Below are 23,845 nucleotides of genomic sequence, written 5' to 3'. Positions count from 1 at the left end.
GACTCCGCGGGTCCGAATGGTTATTTTAGAAGGCCATTAATAGGTACAATTTGTATATATCTTACCACTTGGCGCCAACTCTTTGAGAGTCGTTCGTCGCTAGGGGCTGTTTTGGTATCGTTTGCCGGACACATACTGGATAATGGCCGCAGCTTTGGGGCTGCTGGCGATACTTGTCTAACCCTGTTTGGTTCATTAGCATGTTTTGTTGATACTATAGGTCAGTGTTACAGGTTGGTGCTATGCCCCGTGGCTCCCGTGTTCTAGAGCGTTTTGACTAAGATGAAGAAGTTGCATGATTCTATGACCTACACCGAGACAGCTAGTTCCCCTTGTGTCGATAAGCACCTGGATGCACGCGGCCTGCGCTGCCCCATGCCTTTGTTGCGAGCCAAGCAAGCGCTCAATCAGATGCAGGTCGGGCAGGTGTTGCAAATTGAGGCCACAGATAGTGGATCGGTGCGTGATTTTCAGTCATATGTACAACTGTCCCCACATACTTTACTTGAGCAGAGTGAAGGGCAAGGCGTTTATTGTCATATTATTCAAAAAGGTGCCACTGAAGGCGCCATCGGTCAGGAGCCGATATAAATGTTAAGAATATTTCGCGGCTGGATTGACCGCTACTTCTCCGACGAAGAGGCCGTGTTGCTGGTTGTATTGATTATTGCCAGTTTAGCTATTTTACTGACCATGGGTATGGTGCTGGCACCAATGATTGCCAGCATTATCATTGCGTTTTTATTGCAGGGGGTGGTGGTACGATTACGCTCTTGGGGCGCCCCGCACTGGCTGGCTGTTAGCGTTGCTTTTGTGATTTTGGTGGCAATGTTGGTGTCTGTCTTGTTTATTTTACTGCCGGTAATATGGCAGCAATCGGTTCGCTTTATTGCCGAAATGCCCCGCATGATCGGCGAGTGGCAAGATGTTTTACTGTTATTGCCGGAAAACTACCCCAATTTGGTCACACAAACTCAGGTAGAAGAGCTAATGGCGGTGACTACAGCCGAATTGGGGCGTCTCGGGCAGGGGATTGTGAGTTTCTCGGTCAGTAGCTTGCCGATGTTAGTAGCGGTGCTTGTTTACTTTGTCTTAGTGCCCATTTTGGTTTTCTTTTTCTTAAAAGACAGCAGCCTTATCGTCGACTGGGTGGGTAGTTTTTTGCCTCGCAAGCGGCCCGTTATGAGTAAGATTTGGCAGGAGATGAACCAGCAAATTGCCAATTATGTGCGCGGTAAAGCCATTGAGATTTTGATTGTAGGTTCTGTGACTTACATGGTGTTTGCTTTGCTCGGGGTTAATTATGCTGCTCTGTTGGCCATAGCGGTTGGTCTGTCTGTCTTGATCCCCTATATCGGTGCTGCTGTAGTCACTTTGCCGGTGGCGATGATTGGCTTCTTTCAGTGGGGCTGGGGCTCTGAGTTTTTCTACTTGTTGCTCGCTTACGGCATCATCCAGGCACTGGATGGCAATGTCCTGGTGCCTTTGTTGTTCTCAGAGGCTGTAAATCTGCACCCTATTGCCATCATTATGGCGGTGCTGGTGTTTGGCGGTTTGTGGGGTTTCTGGGGGGTGTTTTTTGCCATCCCGTTGGCAACCTTAGTGAAAGCCATACTCTACGCTTGGCCTATTGGCGTACATGAGGCCGGTTTGCGGCAGAAGAGTTCGCAGACGGACGCATTATGAGGTCAATAGGTCAGCATCTAAGGCTCTGTGGGCTCGCTACATTGCTATGGTTGTTCAGTGCTCAGGCTTGGCCACAGGCCGGTGAGGTTACGACCAGCACCCTAGATGAGCGAAGTTACCGGGCTCTGACTCTTGCCAGTGGGCTGAAAGTCCTGCTGATTCAAGATAAAAGCCATACTGATTTGGATTGGGCTCTGAGTGTTAAAGCTGGGGCTGCCAGTGACCCGTTGGCTTTTCCGGGCTTGCACCGGTTGGCGGCTATAGCGCTACAAGGTCAGTTGACAGGGGAGGTCGATTTTTCAGTAACCCCTCGTTATACCGTATTTGAACTGCCCACTTACGCCCGTCAGAGGACTTTGCAGCAGGCGTTGCAATTACTACGCCCCAGTGATTTTAGCGATGTAGATATCGCCCGCGCCCAACAATTATTGGCCGAAAGAATTCGCTCCGCCCGTCAGGTGGCGCCCCATGAGCATCGCACTGATGTGCTTAAAGCCATAGCGCGAACGGACTTGCCGGGTCAGTCAGCAAGCATCGCGCCTATGGTAAATGTAGGGCCGGCATTGCGCCAGTATATGGCGCAGCATTATCGCGCTGATCGGGCTGCGTTGGTGGTGCGCTCTGCCGCTTCGCTGGATAGAATGGCGGAGCAAATAAAAACCATATTCCAATTTGCCAAGTCTACACCTGCCAATCCGTTGGCAGGTTTTGATGCACTTGCCTTTGAAACTGAAAAATTGCCCATAGAAGTGCATGTGAATAGCTTGGTGGAAGCTCCGGCATTGTACTTTTATTTTCCCGTAGCGGGCCTGAATCAGCTTGAGCGTCAGCATACCTTTGCCATTGTCGATGCGCTTATCACTCGTCAAGGTGAGGGCAGTCTCGTGGCCTTGCTGCAAGCTTTGGGCTGGGGTGAATCGATCACATTTAACACTCATATTAAGCCTAGTGGTGATGGCTTTGCTGTTGTTAAGGTGGGGCTGACGTCACTTGGCGTTAGAGCCAGCCCACAAATTGAAGCTCTATTGTTTTATGTGCTGCGAAATATCCAACAACGAGGTTTGGATGAGTGGCGTTTTACCGAGCTTGCCCGGGCGGCCAATAATCATTTTCTCTATCGCGACGCCTTTGCCGAACGATCCCTGCCAGTACTGGCCAATCGACTGCAAGATACAGAGCCGGCTAAAGTATTAGTGGCCCCCTATGAGCTTGGGGTATTTAATGAATCTGTTGTGCGAGATGCCCTGAAGTCACTCAGTAGCGAGAGTGTGATCGTGATGTTGGTCAGTGATACTGTTCAGGGGGCTAATATTGCCGGGCAGAGCCATACCGCTTATCGTTTGATGGAGGCCGAAGTTAGGCAGCCCGATATTAAGCCGGAGGTGAAGCGCAGGTTGCACTTCCCAGATGCCAATAGGTTTATCCCACAAAAGCTGATTGCCAAATCCAGTCAGCTTTTACTCGGCCCACAAAATAATCAAAACGCGGTGCCATTTACTTTGGTGAATAAGTCGACTATCACGGCTTGGTACCAGGGTGGAGCTCAGTCCGGCCTGCCGGATGCCAGTCTTTATTTACGCTTACTGACCCAAGGCGGGGGTGCCACAGCAAAGCAAGCGGTTGATACATTATTAGCCAGCTATCTCTTGGCCGATAGACTGAAAGCTCAATTTGATGAGGCGGAGCGCGCCGGGGTGAGCTACATCATACGCCCCACTGTGTTGGGGTTGGACATTGAAGTCTCTGGTTATAATTCGCAATTAGGGCTTGTTATTAGCCGATTGGCTGAAGCGTTGGACCAACCTATGGCCTCGGGCAAACCATTAAACCGTGCGCATCGCTGGCTAGAGATGCAGCTCACCTCACCAGGCGAGGTGGGGGAGGCCTTTACTGACCCGTTTATTTTGTGGCAATACGAACCCTACTGGTCGGCCGAGCAATTGTTACAGGCCTTTGAGGAGGTGAGCTTAGACTCTTGGCGCCACTCGGTTGATGTGCAGTCATTGCAAATGTTGGTCGCCGGTAGTCTCTACCAGCAAGAGGCTAAGCGCTTAGCGGCGCTGGCCGAGCTTAGGCTGCTGGCGGACGAGGCCACTGGCATTTTACCGGCGCGCCTAATCTTGGCTAAAGGTGGTCGACCACAGGGGCTGGAGCGTCGCGAGGAACAGTTAACGCTGTACTTACAAAGTGGCTCCAGTCGCGCTCGTGATTTTGTGTTTTTGCGCACGATTGCCAGGCTTCTCGATGGTGAGCTAATTAATGTCGAAGGGGGGGATCATGGCCCGGGACTCAGTGAAGGGACACCTGTGGCCATACGAGCCGAGCCAAGCACTACGGCTGGCATGGCGGGTTTAACCTTGACCACCTCCGCTGATGTGCTTACAGGTCCTTTGTTGGAGGCGCTTAAACGCCGCTTGGCGGGGCCTGATATTGCTCACAGGTTGGCGGAGTTAAAACGTGTGTGGCGTCAGGAAGAAATTGATGTTGCTCAAAGTAGGGCGGCCTCATCGGCAATTTGGCAAAATCTGACTCAACCGCTGCCCGATGACAATCGAGCAGCACTGGCGGCACTCAATACCGCCTCAGTAGAACGCTATGTTGAAAATCTATTTACCGCCGAGATTCGCTTGATGACCTCTAATGCCAGTGGTTTGGTGCAATACCGGCAACAATTTGATTCGTCGCCCATTGGGTTTCGGCTGCCTAAAATGTTTCCACCACTGTGGCTTGATTAGTTCTTATCATCATAAGTTGCGTCTGGTAAGCCCGATGAACGTTTTTTTGATAGGCTTACGTTAATCTTGTGTAAATTATGACTTAAAGGTTGCACAAAAATTAAACCTGCTTGAGCAATAATCGTACCGGGGATGGGGAAAAGTGTTCCGACTGAGTGTCTAAAACACCACGGGACTGGTAAATAGGCGTTAAATATGTAAAAATTCGCGCATTTTTCGGTCCCCGTATAGGGGGTATTACCCAGCGATTGCAGTGCTTAATGAGGGCGAGGCCACTGGTTTATCCTGCCAGGCTAGGTCCGCGTTGGTACTAACGCTTTGTCTAAATGTGCTCAAAAGGCGCATGACTGAGGAGATTATATGATAGAAGATATTGATGCTCTGGAAACCCGAGAGTGGCGTGATGCCCTGGAATCTGTTGTTCGCCACGGAGGAATGGAGCGAGCTGCATTTCTTCTGAAAAGTCTGTCCGAGGCCGCTGCCGATCACGGTATTGACCAGCCCTCAGCTATCACTACCCCCTACCGCAACACTATTCCACCTGCTAAAGAAGTTCAGAGTCCCGGTGACTCTTATATCGAGCAGAAAATACGCTCGATAATTCGCTGGAACGCGATTGCGATGGTGGTGCGTGCCAACAAAAATTCCGATGAGCTGGGTGGCCATATTGCCTCTTTCTCATCCGCTGCGACCTTATATGAAGTTGGTTTTAACCACTTTTTCCGCGGCAACGAAGATGGTCCAGGCGATCTGGTTTACTTCCAGGGCCACAGCTCGCCCGGTATGTACGCTCGCTCCTATGTCGAAGGTCGTCTGAGTGAAGATCAACTGGACAACTTCCGCCGCGAAGTGGACGGCGTAGGCCTCTCGTCTTACCCACACCCTTGGTTGATGCCCGATTACTGGCAGTTCCCGACCGTTTCTATGGGCCTTGGCCCAATTGGCGCCATCTACCAAGCGCACGTTATGCGCTATATGGATGCGCGCGGCCTGATCGACAAGGCCGATCGCAAGATCTGGGCCTTCTTGGGCGACGGTGAGTGTGATGAACCAGAAAGCTTAGGTGCGATTTCTCTGGCTGGCCGCGAAAAGCTGGACAACCTGATTTTTGTGATCAACTGTAATCTGCAGCGTCTCGATGGCCCCGTCCGTGGTAACGCTAAAATCGTGCAAGAGCTCGAAGGCGTATTCCGCGGTGCCGGCTGGAACGTGATTAAGGTTCTGTGGGGCGGTGGCTGGGATGCACTGCTGGAAAAAGACAAAACCGGTCTGCTGCAAAAGCGCATGGACGAAGTCTGTGACGGCGAGATGCAGAACTACAAAGCCAACGGTGGTGCCTACACCCGCGAGAACTTCTTTGGTAAGTATCCTGAACTGCTGGAGCTGGTTAAGGATATGTCAGACGATGAAATCCTGCATCTGGCTCGTGGTGGTCACGATTCACACAAGGTGTACAACGCTTACCATCAAGCGGTTAACACCAAAGGTCAGCCGACTGTTGTATTGGCACAAACCGTCAAAGGTTACGGCATGGGCCCCACTGGTGAAGCGGTTAACAACGCGCACCAGGTGAAAAAATTAGATTTGGAAGGGCTGAAGACTTTCCGCGACCGTTTTAATATCCCGATCGAAGATAAAGATCTGGAAAATATCCCTTACTACCGTCCACCGGAAGACAGCGCCGAAATGCAGTACCTGCAACAGCGCCGTAAGGAGCTGAATGGTTATTTGCCCGAACGTCAGGCTGACTTTGAAGCGCTTGATATTCCATCGCTGGAAGCTTTTAAAGCTCAATTGAAGGGCACTGGTGAGCGTGAAATTTCAACCACTATGGCTTTCGTGCGTGTTCTGAATACTCTGTTGAAAGACAAAAATATCGGCGAGCAAGTGGTGCCAATTGTGCCAGACGAAGCACGTACTTTCGGTATGGAAGGTATGTTCCGTCAGGTGGGTATTTACTCGGCCTTCGGTCAGAAGTACACCCCGCAAGATGCCGGCCAAATCATGTACTACAAGGAAGATGAAAAAGGCCAAATTCTGGAAGAGGGTATTAACGAAGCCGGTGCTATGGCCGCTTGGGTTGCTGCCGCAACCTCTTACAGCAACCACGATAAGCCACTGTTGCCGTTTTACATATACTACTCAATGTTCGGTTTCCAGCGCATTGGTGACTTGGCCTGGTTAGCCGGTGATGCTCAGGCGCGCGGCTTTATGCTGGGTGGTACTGCCGGTCGCACCACCCTTAATGGTGAAGGCTTGCAGCACCAAGATGGGCACAGCCACATTATGGCGAACACCATTCCTAACTGTCGCAGTTATGACCCCACATACTCTTATGAGGTGGCAGTGATTGTGCAGGATGGCCTGAAACGCATGTATCAGGATAAAGAGAATGGCTATTACTACATCACCTTGATGAACGAAAACTACGTTCATCCGGATATGCCGGAAGGTGCGGAAGAGGGCATCATCAAAGGGCTTTACCAGCTGGAGAAAGGCACCAGTAAGAAGAAAAACCGTGTGCAGTTGCTGGGCTCGGGTACTATTCTTAACGAAGTGCGTGCTGCGGCAGAGATTCTGCGCAACGACTTCAGTGTTGAGGCCGATGTATGGAGTGTCACCAGTGTTAACGAACTGACCCGTGACGGTCAGGCCGCCGAGCGCTGGAACCTGCTAAACCCAACTGCCAAGCCGCGCAAGGCGTATATTACCGAGCAGCTTGAAGGTGCCGAAGGTCCGTTCATTATTGCGACCGACTACATGAAAAACTACGCCGAACAACTGCGTGCTTTTGTACCTGGTGAATACCGTGTGCTGGGTACTGATGGTTTCGGTCGCAGTGATTCGCGCCAGAAACTGCGCCACTTCTTTGAGGTGAGCCGCGAATTTGTTGTGATCGCTGCGCTTAAGTCGCTGGCCGATCAAGGCGCAATCAAAGTGGATGTCGTCGCCAAAGCCATTAAGCAGTTTGGTATCGATCCAGACAAAGCCGATCCATTGACCGTATAGTCGCTACCGCGGCCCAGTAGCCGCCTGCGGGCGGTTGCAAGATCAATGGATAATTTGCGTCCGGGCCAAAAGCCTGGGCGGACTGATAAAAGAAGCGAGGATTTAAAGTGGCAATTGAATCAGTAAAGGTCCCCGATATTGGTGGCTCTGAAAACGTAGACGTCATCGAAATTTCGGTTGCTGTAGGCGATACCGTAGAGCTGGACGATTCTCTGGTAGTACTGGAAACCGACAAGGCCTCTTTGGAAGTGCCGAGCACCGTTGCCGGTGTGGTTAAGGCTATCAAAGTCAAAGAAGGCGATAAAGTATCAGAAGGTGACCTGGTGGTAGAAATTGAAACCACAGCCGCCGCTGAGCCCGAAGCGCCAGCTAAAGCAGAAAGCGCACCTGCAGCTGAGTCAGAACCTGCACAGACATCAGAGCAGCCCATTATAGTTCCTGACTTAGGTGGTTCAGATAACGTTGATGTTATCGAGGTTTGTGTAAGCGCGGGTGATAAAGTCGCCGAAGGTGACTCACTGGTGGTTCTGGAAACCGACAAAGCGTCATTAGAAATCCCTGCTCCTGCTGACGGCACCATTGTTAGTATCGCTTTAAAAGAAGGTGATAAGGTTTCACAGGGCGATACATTAGGTGTTATGACCGGGGGCGCCGCTGCGCCGGCTGCGTCTGAGTCTAGTGCTGCCCCGGCGGAGCCTGCTCCTGCAGCTGGTGGTTCATCCATACAGGATGTACCCGTGCCCGATATCGGTGGCGCCGAAGGTGTTGATGTTATCGAGTTGTCTGTGGCCGAAGGCGACGAGGTCGCTGAAGGCGATACTCTGATTGTATTGGAAACCGATAAAGCTTCGATGGAAATTCCAGCGCCTGCTGCTGGTAAAATCGTCAAGCTTGCCATTAAAGAAGGCGACAAAATTTCTCAGGGTGATGTTATTTGTCAGCTTGAGGGTGCGGCGCCCGCGGCGCCTACCAAAGCGAAGTCTGAACCTGCGCCCGCGCCTGCAGCTCAGGCCCCGGCTAAAACAACGTCTGCTGGTTCACCGGTTGTGGCCGACAGCGAAGCTGTTGCTAACAATAGTGCCGATGTATATGCCGGCCCTTCGGTGCGTAAATTAGCGCGTCAATTAGGTGCCGATTTAAGCAAGGTAAAAGGTACAGGCCCGCGTTCGCGTATCACTAAAGATGATTTGCGCAGCTATGTGAAAAACATTGTTAGCGCTACTCAGGAAGGTCGCGGTACAGCCGGTGGCGGCAGTGGGCTACCCGCCATGCCAGCGATAGACTTTTCTAAGTTTGGTGAAATCGAAACCGTTAAGATGAGCAAAATTAAAAAGCTCACCTCTGACAACATGGTTCGCAATTGGCTGAATATTCCTCATGTGACCCAGTGGGATGACGCTGATATCACTGAGCTGGAAGCTTTCCGCAAAGGTCTTAAAGCCGAAGCAGAAAAGCGTGGTAGTAAGTTAACGCCACTGCCGTTTTTGCTGAAAGCCGCTGGTGCAGCCCTAGTCGCAGAGCCTAGTTTTAATGTTTCTATCCATCACGATGGCGAGCACATTGTGCAGAAGAAATATGTGAACATTGGTGTGGCCGTGGATACGCCTAACGGCTTGATGGTTCCGGTTATTCGCGATGTTGACAAAAAAGGCTTGTGGGAATTGGCCGATGACTTTAGCGCTCTGGTGAAAAAGGCTCGCGAAGGCAAGTTGACTGCGGCCGATATGCAGGGTGGTTGTTTTACCATCTCAAGCTTGGGCGCCATGGGCGGCAACGGTTTTACACCGATTGTCAATGCTCCGGAAGTGGCCATTCTGGGTGTGTCTAAAGCGCAAATGAAGCCGGTTTGGAATGGTAAAGACTTTGAGCCGCGCAATATGTTGCCGCTGGCTCTGTCTTACGATCACCGTGCCATCAATGGCGCAGACGCCGGTCGATTCTTTACGTACCTGACGGCTGTCATTGCCGATGTTCGCCGCCTACTGTTGTAATCGTTTATAGCGACGAGCCAAAAGCCCAGCTGAATTTATTTCAGTTGGGCTTTTTTGTGTCTGACGTTAATGTTAATTGTCGTACGATGATAAGCGGTGGTGGATTTTAAGTGTCGTCCAGAAGTTTTCGGATTTGCTCTTCACTCATGGCGGCAATTTTTAGACGAAGCGTGCTTTCGACCTCTGGCAGAACCGTCTCGATTAGTTCATTCACCAATTGGCTGCGGTTGTATGTGCGAGGCTGAGTAGCGTTGGCCATAGCTTGAAACTCAGCGGACCGGTTTCCCTGTAAGCGTTCGCGAATATGCTGTGGTAAAAATGGGTTCTCTCCGCTGGCTTTTACCGAGTGGGTTTTTTCTTTAATTTCAGTGTCTGCTTCGTTGTTTATTTCTTGTTCTGACTCTAAGTTGCCTCCTGTACTTATTAAGTCTGACTCATTAAAAGCTACAGTGGACTCTGCATGGTGTTCGCTTTCACCTGTGGGTTCGTCTTGCGTCAGATTATCTGCGGCTGTCTGATCGGTGGCTGGATTAAAGAGCGCTTGTTGTCCGGGCAGAGGTAAGGGTGGTTCAGAGTAGTGCGTGCTCTTATGGTCGCCTGATTTAATGTTGGCTTCGGTATTACCATCGACGGCGGTTGGTTCATTAATGTTTTTTTGTTGGTTATCGGCAGTAGTGCGCGCCCCTAGATCGAGCTCTAAATTTTCTTCGTCTGAGCCAGTATCGAGGGTTGCGGCTAGTTGGGCAAGCTCGTCTGTCGCAGTTTGTTTTGCCACTTCCTGCTTAATGACTTGGTAGGCCTCTTGTAAATCGGCGTACTCATCTTTATTTAAGCGTCGATCGGACTGTTCGCTTAGGGTCGTTTGGCCTTGAGGCTCGAGTTTATCGATCACCTCGCTAAGCATGGGTATATCGTGATCGTCCAGCAGGCCTTGGATCGACTCCAGCTCTTGCAGTAATTCCGTTTTGGTTTTTTCACGATCCGACGTCATAAGTATTTACCTTACATCATTCAGCGGTATGAGCGCTTTTAAATCTTTCAGTGCTGATAGGCCTCCATATAGGTTGCCAAGTCGCTACACAGTGTGGTGGTGAACTGGGTAACCTCTATCTTTAAAAAAGGCCCAGTGGGCACGTGTGCTTTTTAACGTGTGCGCGTCTTGAGTGACAATTTCTATCACACGTTGGTATTGACTAAAATTTTCCGGTAATTCGTCTTTAAGGCAGATTAATATATCGTGGTATGGCCCCTGACCCGAAGTGTCTAAAATGATCGGTTCGGCACTGTCCTTGTCGGAATGACTGCGAAAGGGTAGGTATGTCTCGGGACGAAAGTGCAAAAGCGTATGCTCTAGAGTACTTTGGTCTTGGCTGGAATTAAGGGCTACCACACTTTGGTGGTCGCCTTTAACCGCTTTATCAAGCAGACGACACGCAAATTCAAATCGGGTTTGCGTGTCGTTTGACTGTAGAACATAAAAGTCGATGCGCGTCATAATTAGCTTGTCAGGTATTCCAGCAATAGGCTAACGGGGCGGCCTGTGGCACCTTTTGCGCCACCGGATTTCCACGCGGTGCCGGCAATATCCAAGTGAGCCCACTTACAATCTTTCACAAAGCGTGAAAGGTAGCACGCAGCGGTCACACTGCCGGCCTCACGGCCGCCGATATTCGCCATATCAGCAAAGTTGCTGTCCAACTGCTTTTGGTATTCGTCCCAAAGGGGCATGTGCCACGCTTTATCATCGGCGGCTTTACCTGCAGCCAGCAATTTTTCCGCTAAGGCTTCATCGTTACTGTATAGGCCGTGTGCGTGGCTGCCTAAAGCTACGACACAGGCCCCGGTTAGTGTGGCAACATCGACAATGGCGCTCGGCTTATAGCGCTGCACATAGGTGAGGGCGTCGCACAGAACCAGCCGACCCTCGGCGTCGGTGTTAAGAATCTCCACTGTCTGCCCTGACATGGTAGTGACAATATCGCCGGGTTTAGTGGCATTGCCCGAGGGCATGTTTTCAGCCGCTGCAATCACGGCGACGACATTAATTTTGGGTTTGATGTCCAAAATCGATTGAAAGGTGCCGAGCACGCTGGCGGCGCCACACATGTCGAATTTCATTTCGTCCATTCCAGCCCCAGGTTTGAGGCTGATGCCACCGGTATCAAAAGTGACGCCTTTGCCCACTAGGGCTAAAGGGGCCTTGTTTTTAGCCCCGCCGCGGTATTCCAGTATGATCATTTGTCCGGGTTCGTCACTGCCGACCGAGACTGACAAAAAGGCTCCCATGCCTAAGTCTTGCATTTGTTTTTCTGACAGGACTTTGACGGTGGCTTCGCTGTGGCCACGAACCATGGCTCGGGCTTGTTTGCTAAGATAGGTCGGTGTGCAGACATTGCCCGGTAAGTTGCCTAATTCCCGAGCAAGATTGATACCTGATGCCAGTGCTATGCCTTCTTTACTGCCAGTATTGAATGGAGCAACGGATTTTTTGTCACATAACAAGGTAAGTTTTTGCAGAGCCGGTTTTTGCGGCTTGTCGGTTTTAAAGGCGCTGAACTGCCACAAACTTGTTGCCAGTGTTTTGGCAACAAGTTTGGCGGAGGCCTTGGCGTCATTGTCGCTAACGGTAATGCCGTTTAAATCGAGCGCAATATGTCGATACTGTTTGGCTAGGGCAGGTAGTTTCCCGAGGGCTGTTTTGAAGTTTTGCTGTGATACCTCACCAGCAGTGGCCTTGCCTAGGCCGAGTAATACAAGTCGGGTGGCACTCTGGCCAATATTTTGTAGCAGTGTGAGGCTGGCGCCCGCTTGGCCGGTAAACTTCTCTTGACTGAGAATCTTGCTAATTGCACCTGACTCGGCGTCTAGGCTGGCGGCAGTCTCAGACAGCTGCTTACCCTCAAAGATTCCGATGACAAGAGCATCTGCCTTGTGCTTGAGGGCATCGCTCGACTTGGCTTGAATTTGCATAGTAATCCTCAGTGTTGAATAAATGTTACGGTAGTGCCCAACATGCGGCGCAGTGGCAAGACAAAGCTCCATCTTTACGGGATAATAGCGCGCGTACGAGAGTCTAGACAGAGTTTATCATGCTCGGAACACAGGCCAAACAAGCAAGGGGATAGTCCCCGTTAAGAGTCGATTGAGGTGCTCATAATTTGATCATATATCGCTATTTAGCCCGCGAAATTCTACTGACAATGGTAGCTGTCAGTGGGACTTTGTTGCTGATTATTATGAGTGGGCGGTTTGTAAAATACCTCGCCGAGGCCGCTACGGGTAAACTGGCGGTGGATGTACTCTTTTCAATTATGTTCTACCGTCTGCCAGGCTTCCTTGAGTTGGTCATACCACTGGGGTTTTTAATCGCCATTTTACTGGCTTATGGGCGTATGTATATGGACAGTGAGATGGTCGTACTTTCTGCTTGTGGGATGAGTCCGGCCAAATTGTTAAAACTGACCATGCTACCCACTGTACTGGTGGCGCTTTTTGTTGGGTCTATGAGCCTTTGGGTGAGCCCCTGGGGGGCGGCCAAAACTGAATTGTTGTTCGCTGAGCAACGCTCACGCAATGAATTTACCATGCTCCGACCTGGCCACTTTCAATCCATAGGCGATAACAGTTTTGCTTATGTACAAAGTGTCAGCAATGATCGTGAGAAACTGAATAACTTATTTTTGGCTCAGTTGGCTCCAGATGGTCCAACGATCGCCGTGGCACAAAGTGGTAATCAGTTTTTTCATCCGCAATACAATCAGCGTTTTTTAGAGTTACATCACGGTGTCCGCTACCAGGGGGTGCCGGGCTCTGCGGCCTTTCAAGTGACCGAATTTGAACGCTTAGGCCAATTTGTTCCAGAGCCAGAGGTTACCGCTGCTCAAACTAATGAGGCCGATTCTAAAACAACCCTTTCTTTGCTGAGCGCGACTGATGCTCCCAGCCAAGTGGCTCTGCAGTGGCGTTTATCCATGCCGATTATGGTATTGGTTGTGGCTCTAATTGCCGTTCCGTTAAGCCGCACCAATCCCCGACAGGGCCGTTTTTTAAAAATGCTGCCCGCTATTATTTTGTATTTGGTCTATGTCGCAAGCTTAAGTAGTTTGCGCTCATCCATTGAAGAAGGCGGATTCCCCCTATGGCCCGGACTATGGTTAGTTCACGGGGTGTTCTTACTGCTTGCACTGATTATTTTTATCGGCCCCTCCAATATTCTATCGAGATTTAAACGGGGCGCTGCATGAGAATTTTAAGACGCTATATTACCAAGCAGGTGTTTTTTTCTATATTGGCGGTATTGCTGCTGGTGCTCTGTCTCGATTTTATTGGGCAGGTCATGGATCAGTTGGATCGCTTAGGGGGAAATTACACCTTCTATGAGATGTTGATGTACATACTCTGGCGATTACCCACCAGTGTTTATCAGTATATGCCCTATGCTGTGTTGGTGGGGTGTCTGATCGGTTTAGGGGCGCTTGCGAGTTCCAGTGAGTTGGTGATTGTTCGGGCTGCAGGCATTTCTGTGGCCCGGATTATTGGTATTGTGTTACAGCCGGTAATGCTGTTTATAATCTGTACGATTTCGCTGGGAGAGTTCGTCATTCCCTACGCTGATCAGGTCGCCGACAGTCGGCGGGCTTTGGCTTTGGGGTATACGGTTGATGATCAAGCCAGACGAGGGGTTTGGCATCGCGAAGGCAATCAATTCTTTTATTTTAGTGTGGTACAGCCAGATGGTAAGCTTTTTGGCTTTCGTCGTTACACCTTTTCCGATAACGGCAAGCTGACCGAGGCAAGCTTTACCGGCAGCGCCGCCTTTAACGAAGCGGAGGGAGTTTGGCTGGAGAAAAACGTAGCGGTTACAGCGTTTTCCGACCAGGGCACAGCCTCCCAAGAGTTTGCTGAGCGGCGCTGGGATACGGAGCTGACGCCAACATTATTAAATACCGTTGCCGTAGAGCCGGAAACATTATCAATGACCAGTTTGCATGGTTATGTTCAGTATTTGGCGGGGCAGGGGTTGTACACTCGTGAGTATGAGTTAGCATTTTGGCAAAAGTTGTTACAGCCATTAGCCATTGCCAGTTTGGTACTCATTGCCGCATCGTTTGTGTTCGGTCCATTGCGGGAGGTCAGCATGGGCCAGAGAATCTTTACCGGGGTGGTATTTGGTATTGGTTTTCGGCTATTGCAAAGCTTACTGGGTCCCTCCAGTATTGTGTTTGGGTTTTCGCCTCTGATTGCCGTACTGCTGCCAATTGCCCTTTGTGCGGGTTTGGGTGTCTACCTGCTGCGCCGAGCAGGTTAGCCGGCTGCTGGTTGTTTGAACCAACGTCATGCGCGTTCAGCCAGCTATCGACCTTTGGGCAGTTGCCAAACTCGGGTGGCACTGAGCCGGTCGTGCAATGTTAGTTGCTCTCTGTCGACCAGCAGCCATAAGTAGCCGAGTCCCAGTGTTGCAATAGACAGGCTGGCCCACGCGCAGCGACGCAAGCCTTGACTGACGCTTAGGTGCTTGCCGTGAATATCGGTTACTTTTAAGCGCCATGCTTTCATTCCCAGTGTTTGCCCAAATTTTTTCCAAAATACACAATAAAAAGCCACTAGGACAATGACCCAACCAATAAAACCGATGGGGCCTAGGCTGGCTTTTTCCCCTTCGAGTAAGGTTTCTCCAAACACGTTAACTTTTATGGCAAGGGCGGCGGCTCCATAACCTATACTGACGGCCATCAAAAGTAGGCTGTCATATAACATGGCGGCTAAGCGTTTAGAAATCTTGGCGCTGGACAGAGTGGTGATTGTCGTCTCGGACATAATTGTTTGGGCTAGCTACTTGAGTGATTAATCGTAAAGCTTATGCTGTACGCGCCTGCTCGGTCTGGCCTTTGGCCGAGCGTGATTATGCCAGAACCCATTAAAGGTGTCTCTTCGCGCCGAATGTATACCAACTCTTGTTGCTCTTGGGTTATGTAGGTGCCGTTAGTGCTGTGGTCGATCAACACGAACTTGCCGCGTCTATAGATAATTTCGCAGTGCTCGCGGGAAACTTTGGTGTTATCGGCAAACCATTTTACAAGGCTTTCATCGCGGCCAATGGTCAAAGGCAAATCATCAATATTGATAGTTTGTTGGTGAGAGTCGTGGTGGAGTTCGAGCGTTTGCGGTACGGGTAGGTCGGTTAATGACAGTATATCCATAACCGCGGTAGCGTTTTGCGGGTGGGTGGAGGTTTCCCAATGCAATCGGTAAACAATACTGCTGTGTTCTGCACCTTTAAGTCTGACTTGGTCAAAGCGTTCACACTGTTGCGTTAATGCAGGCGGAAGTTGTAATTTAAAAGTGTCGGTCAGCACCACTTGGTTGGCCCGTGCGATATGGGATACATCGGCGGCATCATTGACCACTTGGCCGAAAACATCACCGGTGCTGTCCATTAGTGTTTCACCGTAAGCCATGCCGATACGCAATGAGAGCTGGCCATATTTAAGAGCATGGCGTTGTAGTTCAATGGCGGCGCGGCAGGCCTGCTCAGGGGAACTAAAACGAGCCATGATTTCATCGCCCAGGGTTTTAATGACTACCCCTTCATAGCTTTCGATGATCTCACGTGTGGCGCCTAAAGTTCCATCGATTTGTTGTTTGGCTTGGGTGTTACCGTGTTCTTTATACAGGCGGCTGCTGCCGGATACATCGGCGAACATTACCGCTTGTAAACTACGGGTTGCAGTCATAGGTCCTGTCTCTGAAATTGAGTCTCAGGCGGAGTATATCATTAGAATCTGCGGCTTAATGAACATCACGGATACAGTTGCCGCGCACTTTAATGCGATGTGAGTTGAGTCGCTGAGTGTGAATCAGCCCCCCCTGAGGTGACTGCTGTTCAATATACAGTTGTTTAAAACGGTATTTTTGCCAATAAAAATTAGCCACTTGCACGGCGGCGGAGCCTGTTGCTGTATCTTCACCAACGCCGTACTGAGGGGCGAAGTAACGCATATTGGGGTGCTGAGTATTTCCTACCACCAAAATGAGGGCGCGGCCCGACAGGGCTGTCAGGCGACGAGCGAAGGGCTGTATTGTTCGCAAATTGGTGTTGTGTGTTAATTGAATCAGGCAATATTCTTGGGGGCCGCCGCAGTAGCGACTATCAATAATAGGCGCAGGGACCACCCAGGACCAAAACTTGGGATGTTTGGCGGGTGAAATAGATAGTGGTTGGTCAATGTAATAAGGGCCCGTGGTGTCACAGCCAATCATTAGAGGGCCGCTATCAGTTTCAATATTACAGGCAAAGTTGTGTCCGAGTTTTTGTTGTAAGGCCCGGGCTAAGGCTATCGAGCCCGAGCCGCAGCGTTTTACCTTGTGGTTTCGGTCGAAATGGCTGACCACAATGTTGGTGTCAGCATTCGCATCAGTGTAGTTGTTTTTATTGTGGCGAGCTTGGGTAGCCACCACCCATTTACCATTAGGGTCGAGATGCGGTGGAGTGTCTTCCGTAGTAAATACAACATTATGGCAGTTGCCCCCGCTGCCATTACTGGTGCAAAAAGCCCGATACTCCTGTTGTTTAGTGGGCATATTGCAATAAATAAACGGCGAACAGTTTGTCACTGTCCAGCCATAAGTGGTGCTTAACCCAGCCAGATTGTCTCGCCAACTCGGTAAAATCATCGGGTTTAAATTTATACGAATTTTCAGTGTGGATACTCTCACCGCGGCTGAACTCAATCGTGTGGCCGGCAATATTTACTTGCTGTTCTTTAAGGCTACGCAAATGCATTTCTATGCGGCCGACGGTTTCATTGTAAAAAGCGTGGTGGGCAAAGTTATGCAGCTTAAAGTTTCCGTCGAGCTCACGGTTAATACGTTCTAAAACGTTTTTATTAAATTTTGCAGTAATGCCTTTGGGGTCGTTATAGGCTTGATTGAGAATGGTTGGGGGCTTTTGGGTGTCCACCCCAATCAGTAAAAAGCTGCCAGTGCCCAGTGTGGTGCCGGCATTGCGCAAAAACACTGAGGCTTGTTGTGGGGTAAAGTTACCGATGGTGGAGCCAGGGAAAAATCCTAACCGCGTGCGTTCGCTAGGGTGCAGCGATAGAGGTTTGGTGAAATCATGCACACAGGGGTGAATGCTTAGCTCGCGGTATTGAGACTCCAGCACTCGACAAGCGCTTATCAGGTGCGCCTCACTGATATCAATCGCGGTAAAACTGCGAACATTTTGTAGGGAGCGCAGCAGGGCGCCTACTTTTCGCAGTGAACCCGCTCCGAACTCAACAATTTCCAAGCCCCGGGGTGCGTTGCCGGTAAAGTAATTGCCCAAATCTTGAGCAACGGTGGGCAGCATGGCAAGTTCTGTGCGGTAGGGGTAGTACTCTTGCAGGTCGCAAATCTCGTCAAAATATTCAGACCCTTGTTGATCGTAAAAATATTTGGGCGACAGCGTTTTTTGATCTTGGCTTAAGCCCAGTATTACATCGGCTAAAAATTCATTATCGGGTAATTCTCTTGCGTCACGGCTTTCGGCGTATTGCATTGTGGTTTCCCTGAGTTATTAGTGTGAATCAATGGTTATTTTTAGCAGGTCGTACACCGCTGAACTGCCAGCGTTGGTGCGGGTGAAAAAAGTTGCGATAACTGTGACGCATTTGAGCTTGCGCCGTTGCACAAGAACCCCCACGAAGCACAAATTGATTGGCCATAAATTTACCGTTGTACTCTCCCAGCGCACCTTGCTCGGCGCTAAAGCCTGGGTAGGGGGCATAGGCACTGGATGTCCACTGCCAGACATTGCCAAACAATGAAGGCTGTGTGGCTGGACCTGGTTGCCAGTGGCCACTCTCGGCAAATTCTCCTTCGACTGTACGGTTTTGCTGGCGCGCGGCGTATTCCCATTCAAATTCGGTAGGCAGGCGCCAGCCGGCCCAGCGGCAAAATGCATCGGCCTCATAAAAGCTGATGTGACACACCGGAGCGGCAGGGTCTAAAGGTTGCCAGCCGTGCAAGGTGAACTCTTGCCAGTTTTTATCCTGAGGGTGCCAGTACAGAGGGGCTTGCCACTGTTCACGTTGGGCGAGGTCCCAGCCGTCACTGAGCCAGGGGCCGGGCGTTTGATAGCCGCCATCTTGAATGAAATTTAACCACTCGCCGTTGCTGATGGGCAGATCCCGTAAAGAGAAGGCAGAAATAAACACTTGATGAGCTGGTGCTTCACAGTCGTAGTGAAACCCAGCGCCCGAGGTACCAATCGTCGTTAATGTTTCTGGGTAGGTGCAAAATTGCGGTTTAGGTGATGCTTTAATGGTTTTAAGCGCATGATTGGGAACAATGTCGGCGGCTGGGTTTAGCCATAGCGCGTGCTTGATGTCGGTCAGGATCAGTTCTTGATGCTGCATTTCGTGGTGCAGCCCAGTGGTTACTAAGGATTGTACCTTGGGGCAGTCAGATGCCGCGAGTAACTGTTCAATAGCGTCATCGACATGGTGGCGAAAGTCGAGCACTTGAGAGAGACCGGGGCGCGAGAGCAAGCCGCGTTGCGCGCGAGGGTGGCGCGAGCCCACAGCGTTATAGTAAGAATTGAATAAATAGTTAAAGTTTTGCTGAAAAACGGTGTAGTTAGGGCAGTGCGGTTTGAGGATAAACTCTTCAAAGAACCAGGTGGTATGCGCCAGGTGCCATTTGGTAGGGCTGGCGTCGGGCATAGATTGTAGCATCATGTCCTCAGCACTAAGCCCGCTGGTTAGGGCTAAAGTGCGGGCACGCACAGCGCCGAATTGTGCTGCTATCTGTTTATTTACAGGTTCTGTGCATTCATAGAACATCCAATGCTCTCCAGATAAACATGAAAAATCAGCATAGGACACAATCGTGACGATTGAAAGTGATAGAGGTGACAGCGAATTGAAATGACAGGCATAAAAAAAGGCCCATAATAATATGGGCCTTTTAATATTTTGGTACCAGAGGCCGGACTCGAACCGGCACGCTTTTAAGGGCGGGGGATTTTGAATCCCCTGTGTCTACCAATTTCACCACTCTGGCAAAGAGGGCGTGATTATAGCAGCGAGTTTTGCGCCGTCAACTGCCAATTTGCACAATACTGGCAACTGTTGCGCATTTAAGCTAATCTTGCGCGCCTCGACTTAATCAATCGCTTATTAATTATGCAGCGCCAGCAATTCCACTACGACTTACCCGATCAATTAATCGCCAACCATCCGGCAAAAGAGCGCCGCGATAGTAAACTGTTATCGCTCGATGGGGCTACCGGTGAACTACAGGATCAATCCTTTGCCCAATTGCTCGATTGGGTGGAGCCGGGTGATTTAATGGTATTTAATGATACTCGGGTGATACCCGCGCGATTATTTGCGCGCAAAGAAACCGGTGGTTCGGTAGAAATACTGGTGGAGCGAGTATTGTCCGAAACTCGAGTTTTAGCCCATACCCGAGCCAGCCGCTCACCTAAACCCGGCAGTTGCCTGCACCTCGAAGACGGCTCCCAGCTCAAGGTCGTAGGTAGAGAGGGGGCGTTGTTTATTCTGGATTTTGCCGAGTCGGTGGTACCTGTGTTGAATCGGGTGGGGCATATGCCTTTGCCGCCCTACATTGATCGGGCTGATACAGAAGAAGACCAAGAGCGTTATCAAACTGTATACGGTCGTCGTGAGGGCGCGGTAGCTGCGCCTACAGCGGGTTTGCATTTTGACCAAGCCATGCTGGCTGAGCTCAAAGCGATGGGGGTTGAGCAGGGGTTTGTGACCTTGCACGTTGGGGCGGGGACGTTTCAGCCGGTTAAAGCCGATAATATCGAAGATCACACCATGCATACCGAAGTCGTTGAGGTCGGTGCGTGTGTGTGTGAGCAAATTGCCGCTACCCGGGCGCGCGGCGGGCGGGTGATTGCGGTGGGGACCACATCGGTCCGAAGCCTAGAGAGTGCCGCTAGAGCTCACGGCGGTACAATAGCGCCTTTTCAGGGAGAAACAGACATTTTTATCTACCCCGGTTACCAGTTTAATGTGGTGGATTGCTTGGTCACTAACTTCCATTTGCCCGAGTCGACGTTGCTGATGCTAGTGTCGGCCTTTGCCGGTTACGATAATGCTATGGGCGCTTATCGCCACGCGGTGCAGAAGCAATATCGCTTTTTTAGTTATGGCGATGCCATGTTTATTCAGCGCAATCCGGCGCCCAATGGCCCGTAGTCGGGGCCTTTATTAATCCTTATTTATGAAAAAACGCAGAAAGAGTACAAATATATGACCCGCCAGTGCCAGATGAGTTTTTCTCTAAAAGCGTCAGAGGGGCGCGCCCGTCGCGGCGAGCTGGTGTTCCCGCGTGGCAAGGTACAGACTCCGGCGTTTATGCCTGTGGGTACCTACGGCACCGTAAAAGGCATGGCACCACGTGATATTGAGGAGATTGGAGCCGAGATAATTCTGGGTAACACCTTTCATCTGATGCTGCGCCCGGGGACTGAGGTGGTTAAAGCTCACGGTGATTTGCACGATTTTATGCGCTGGAGCGGCCCTATATTGACCGACTCAGGTGGCTTTCAGGTTTTTAGCCTAGGAAAAATGCGCAAAATTACCGAAGAAGGTGTGGCTTTTCGCTCGCCTATCGACGGCAGTAAAGTTTTTATGGACCCAGAGCTCTCCATACAGGTGCAGCGCGATCTAGGCTCGGATATTGTGATGATTTTCGATGAGTGCACACCGTACCCGGCCACTCCTGATGAGGCGCGGAAATCGATGGAGCTATCGTTGCGCTGGGCACAGCGCTCTAAAGATGCCCATGGAGACAACCCTTCTGCACTTTTCGGCATTGTGCAGGGTGGAATGTACGAGCATTTGCGCACGGAGTCTCTCAAGGGCTTGGTCGATATCGATTTCGATGGCTATGCCATTGGTGGTCTATCGGTGGGCGAGCCCAAAGAAGACATGCTGCGGGTGCTGGAGCACTTAACCCCCGAAATGCCCGAAGAGCGCCCCAGGTACCTAATGGGTGTGGGTAAGCCGGCCGATATCGTAGAAGCCGTTAGGCGTGGTGTCGATATGTTTGACTGTGTGATGCCTACTCGCAACGCCCGCAATGGTCACTTATTTACCAGCGAAGGTGTGATTAAAATTCGCAACGCCAAGCATCGATACGATACCGGTCCTTTGGACTCAACGTGTGATTGCCACACCTGCAAAAATTTTAGTCGCAGCTATTTGCACCATTTGGATAAATGTGGCGAGATATTGGGTGCCCAGCTCAACACAATTCATAACTTGCGTTACTACCAAAACCTGATGAGCGGTCTGCGCAATGCCATAGAGCAGGGCTGCCTTGAGCAATTTGTGATCGATTTTTATCAGAGCCAAGGGCTCGAAGTACCACCAGCGCCTGAGTAACATTCATTGTTGTTGCGGGTAGTTTCGGTATAATCCGCCCCCGAGTAGGCCTAGGGACTTGAGATAAGGGCAATCAGTCCCATATAGGTTCGAACAAAGAAAATAAACGCCTGATGCCTCCCTTTGGTTGTTTCAGTGCTCACGATGGACTTTCGTATGTCAAACCGCTACCCGATTTGGAAGTATCTGCTGATTGTCGTTATTGCGATACTTGGTTTTATTTATGCTGTACCCAACCTCTATCCACCCGATGATGCGATTCAGATTTCCGGTAGCTCCGGCGATATGGTGATCGGTGCCCCGATTTTGTCTAAAGCTGAAAAAGCTCTAACCGAGGCGGGTGTTGAGTATTTTGACCCGATTCAGAGTGAGCGCAGCGCCCAGTTGCGTTTTGCCAGCGGTGAGGCGCAACTACTCGGTAAAAAAGTGGTTCAGCAAGCGCTGGGCAGCGAATACGTTGTTGCGTTAAACCAAGCGCCTACCACGCCAAGCTGGCTCGTATCTATGGGTGGTGAGCCCATGAAGCTGGGGCTCGATTTACGCGGTGGCGTACATTTTCTGCTCGAAGTCGATGTCGATTCGGCCATTGCCAAGCGTCAGGAGACCAGTGCAGAAGAAATGAAAGACAGCATGCGTGAGGCGCGAATTCGCTATTCGCGCGTTACTCTTGATGAAATGACTATTGTGGCGGAGTTTCGCAGTGAAGAGCTGCGCGACCAAGCCATCAGCCATTTGCGCAGTGAATACCGACAAATGCTTTTCAATACAGACGCTCCGCAAACCGAGGGTCGCTTTGTCTTTCAGGCAAGTTTAAGCGAAATGGCTCGGCGAGAAATCGAGCAGTACGCACTGACCCAAAACCTGACGACATTGCGTAAAAGGGTGAATGAGCTGGGGGTTTCCGAGCCCATCGTGCAAAGTCAGGGGCGCAACCGCATTATTGTCCAGCTGCCTGGTGTGCAAGATACCGCCGAAGCTAAGCGTGTGATTGGTAAAACCGCGAACCTTGAGTTTCGCCTGGAGGCCGAGCGCGACGCGCTAGTCTCAACCACCGAAGCCTTCGAGTACCGAGGTTACCCGGCCAAAATCGAATCAAAAGTTATTTTAACGGGTGACCATGTCGCCAATGCCAACGCGTCGCTCGACCCTGAAACTAACATGCCACAGGTGAATATTACTCTGGACAGTTTGGGCGGCAATAAAATGAACCACGCCACCCGCTCTAATATCGGACGTCGAATGGGTGTACTGTTTATTGAATACAAAACCCGGATGAGCACCGAGGTTGACGAGCAGGGCGAGCAGGTTCAGGTTACCGAGCAGTATGTCGAAAAAGACTTGATAAACTTGGCTACTATTCAAGGCGCGCTGGGAGTTCAATTTCGTATTACCGGCTTGGATTCGCCTACCGTTGCTTCTGAACTGGCGCTGATGCTGCGCTCCGGGGCTCTGGCCGCGCCTATGTACTTTGTTGAAGAGCGCACCATCGGTCCATCACTGGGGGCAGAAAACATCCAACTCGGGGTTAAATCATTACAGTGGGGCTTGGGTTTAGTCTTATTGTTTATGTTGGTGTATTACAAAGCCTTTGGGGTTTTTGCCAATCTGGCATTGGCGGTGAATGTATTGCTATTGGTGTCAGTTATGTCTCTTCTGGGGGCAACTCTGACCTTACCGGGTATTGCCGGTATCGTCTTGACGGTGGGTATGGCGGTGGATGCCAATGTGCTCATTTTTGCCCGAATACGTGAAGAAATTAAAAATGGTGCCAGTCCGCAGGCAGCTATATCGGCCGGTTACGATCGTGCTTATGTCACCATTCTCGATGCCAACATAACCACGCTAATCGTGGCGGTCATTCTTTACGCTATCGGCTCGGGTCCGGTTAAAGGCTTTGCTGTTACCTTATCGATCGGTATTCTGACCTCAATGTTTACCGCCATTATGGGCACCCGTGCACTGACTAATTTAGTCTACGGTGGCCGTAAAAACCTGAAAAAACTCTGGATTTAAGGATTGTGGC

Annotated in this window: 18 protein-coding genes and 1 tRNA gene; 10 read left to right on the top strand and 9 right to left on the bottom strand. The window is 50.6% G+C overall.

The window, feature by feature from the left end:
- The first annotated feature begins 282 nt into the window (after positions 1-282).
- The 5 genes from Q4563_RS02370 (at position 283) to aceF (ending at position 9,421) form a co-directional block, all read left to right on the top strand.
- Positions 283-591, top strand: a complete 309-nt coding sequence (locus Q4563_RS02370) for a sulfurtransferase TusA family protein (RefSeq protein WP_442903694.1) — start codon at positions 283-285, stop codon at positions 589-591.
- Entirely contained in the window at positions 592-1,686 is a 1,095-nt protein-coding gene (locus Q4563_RS02365; protein ID WP_215977650.1) for an AI-2E family transporter, read from the top strand.
- The gene (locus tag Q4563_RS02360) at positions 1,683-4,421 is read left to right on the top strand and encodes an insulinase family protein (protein WP_303603465.1); all 2,739 of its coding nucleotides are present in this window, start codon (positions 1,683-1,685) and stop codon (positions 4,419-4,421) included. The genes Q4563_RS02365 and Q4563_RS02360 overlap by 4 nt, the downstream gene beginning before the upstream one ends.
- 360 nt (positions 4,422-4,781) lie before the next feature.
- Positions 4,782-7,430, top strand: a complete 2,649-nt coding sequence (aceE, locus tag Q4563_RS02355) for a pyruvate dehydrogenase (acetyl-transferring), homodimeric type (protein WP_215977648.1) — start codon at positions 4,782-4,784, stop codon at positions 7,428-7,430.
- Between the two features lie 107 nt (positions 7,431-7,537).
- Positions 7,538-9,421: a pyruvate dehydrogenase complex dihydrolipoyllysine-residue acetyltransferase gene (gene aceF / locus Q4563_RS02350; RefSeq protein WP_215977647.1), complete on the top strand. Its 1,884-nt coding sequence runs from the start codon at positions 7,538-7,540 to the stop codon at positions 9,419-9,421.
- 106 nt (positions 9,422-9,527) lie between these two features.
- Here the strand turns inward: aceF and Q4563_RS02345 are convergent, their stop codons facing one another.
- From Q4563_RS02345 to Q4563_RS02335, 3 genes are all read right to left on the bottom strand, one after another.
- Entirely contained in the window at positions 9,528-10,412 is an 885-nt protein-coding gene (locus Q4563_RS02345) for a hypothetical protein (RefSeq protein ID WP_303603464.1), read from the bottom strand.
- 84 nt (positions 10,413-10,496) lie between these two features.
- Positions 10,497-10,916, bottom strand: a complete 420-nt coding sequence (locus Q4563_RS02340; RefSeq protein ID WP_303603463.1) for a DNA polymerase III subunit chi — start codon at positions 10,914-10,916, stop codon at positions 10,497-10,499.
- 2 nt (positions 10,917-10,918) lie between these two features.
- On the bottom strand, positions 10,919-12,391 hold the full coding sequence (locus tag Q4563_RS02335; protein WP_215977644.1) for a leucyl aminopeptidase: 1,473 nt from the start codon (positions 12,389-12,391) through the stop codon (positions 10,919-10,921).
- 188 nt (positions 12,392-12,579) lie between these two features.
- Here Q4563_RS02335 and lptF point away from each other — a divergent pair, with 188 nt between their 5' ends.
- Positions 12,580-13,665, top strand: coding sequence for an LPS export ABC transporter permease LptF (gene lptF, locus Q4563_RS02330; RefSeq protein WP_215977643.1), 1,086 nt, complete (start codon positions 12,580-12,582; stop codon positions 13,663-13,665).
- Positions 13,662-14,729 carry an LPS export ABC transporter permease LptG gene (lptG, locus tag Q4563_RS02325; protein ID WP_303603462.1) on the top strand — a complete coding sequence of 356 codons (1,068 nt, stop codon included), beginning with the start codon at positions 13,662-13,664 and terminating at the stop codon, positions 14,727-14,729. The genes lptF and lptG overlap by 4 nt, the downstream gene beginning before the upstream one ends.
- A 44-nt stretch (positions 14,730-14,773) precedes the next feature.
- On the opposite strand, the gene Q4563_RS02320 is transcribed toward lptG, so the two are convergent.
- The 6 genes from Q4563_RS02320 to Q4563_RS02295 all read right to left on the bottom strand — a co-directional run bounded on the left by Q4563_RS02320 (position 14,774) and on the right by Q4563_RS02295 (position 19,465).
- A complete protein-coding gene (locus Q4563_RS02320; RefSeq protein ID WP_303603461.1) occupies positions 14,774-15,238 on the bottom strand; it encodes an RDD family protein in 465 nt (154 codons plus the stop codon).
- Between the two features lie 11 nt (positions 15,239-15,249).
- Positions 15,250-16,155 (bottom strand): adenylate/guanylate cyclase domain-containing protein, encoded by a 906-nt coding sequence (locus Q4563_RS02315; RefSeq protein WP_303603460.1) that lies wholly within the window; start codon positions 16,153-16,155, stop codon positions 15,250-15,252.
- Between the two features lie 55 nt (positions 16,156-16,210).
- The gene (locus Q4563_RS02310) at positions 16,211-17,002 is read right to left on the bottom strand and encodes a PhzF family phenazine biosynthesis protein (protein WP_303603459.1); all 792 of its coding nucleotides are present in this window, start codon (positions 17,000-17,002) and stop codon (positions 16,211-16,213) included.
- On the bottom strand, positions 16,992-17,960 hold the full coding sequence (gene egtD / locus Q4563_RS02305) for an L-histidine N(alpha)-methyltransferase (RefSeq protein ID WP_215977638.1): 969 nt from the start codon (positions 17,958-17,960) through the stop codon (positions 16,992-16,994). The genes Q4563_RS02310 and egtD overlap by 11 nt, the downstream gene beginning before the upstream one ends.
- 28 nt (positions 17,961-17,988) lie before the next feature.
- The gene (egtB, locus tag Q4563_RS02300; RefSeq protein WP_303603458.1) at positions 17,989-19,245 is read right to left on the bottom strand and encodes an ergothioneine biosynthesis protein EgtB; all 1,257 of its coding nucleotides are present in this window, start codon (positions 19,243-19,245) and stop codon (positions 17,989-17,991) included.
- Between the two features lie 133 nt (positions 19,246-19,378).
- A tRNA-Leu gene (locus tag Q4563_RS02295) sits at positions 19,379-19,465 on the bottom strand.
- 122 nt (positions 19,466-19,587) lie between these two features.
- Between Q4563_RS02295 and queA the strand changes: the two genes are divergently transcribed.
- The 3 genes from queA (at position 19,588) to secD (ending at position 23,835) form a co-directional block, all read left to right on the top strand.
- Positions 19,588-20,631 carry a tRNA preQ1(34) S-adenosylmethionine ribosyltransferase-isomerase QueA gene (queA, locus tag Q4563_RS02290; RefSeq protein ID WP_303603457.1) on the top strand — a complete coding sequence of 348 codons (1,044 nt, stop codon included), beginning with the start codon at positions 19,588-19,590 and terminating at the stop codon, positions 20,629-20,631.
- A gap of 72 nt (positions 20,632-20,703) precedes the next feature.
- Positions 20,704-21,822: a tRNA guanosine(34) transglycosylase Tgt gene (tgt, locus tag Q4563_RS02285; RefSeq protein ID WP_442903698.1), complete on the top strand. Its 1,119-nt coding sequence runs from the start codon at positions 20,704-20,706 to the stop codon at positions 21,820-21,822.
- A gap of 156 nt (positions 21,823-21,978) precedes the next feature.
- Positions 21,979-23,835 carry a protein translocase subunit SecD gene (gene secD, locus Q4563_RS02280; protein WP_215977634.1) on the top strand — a complete coding sequence of 619 codons (1,857 nt, stop codon included), beginning with the start codon at positions 21,979-21,981 and terminating at the stop codon, positions 23,833-23,835.
- Positions 23,836-23,845 lie beyond the last annotated feature (10 nt).

The sequence above is a fragment of the Gilvimarinus sp. 1_MG-2023 genome (assembly GCF_030548285.1).
This window is presented reverse-complemented; position numbering and strand designations above follow the sequence as displayed.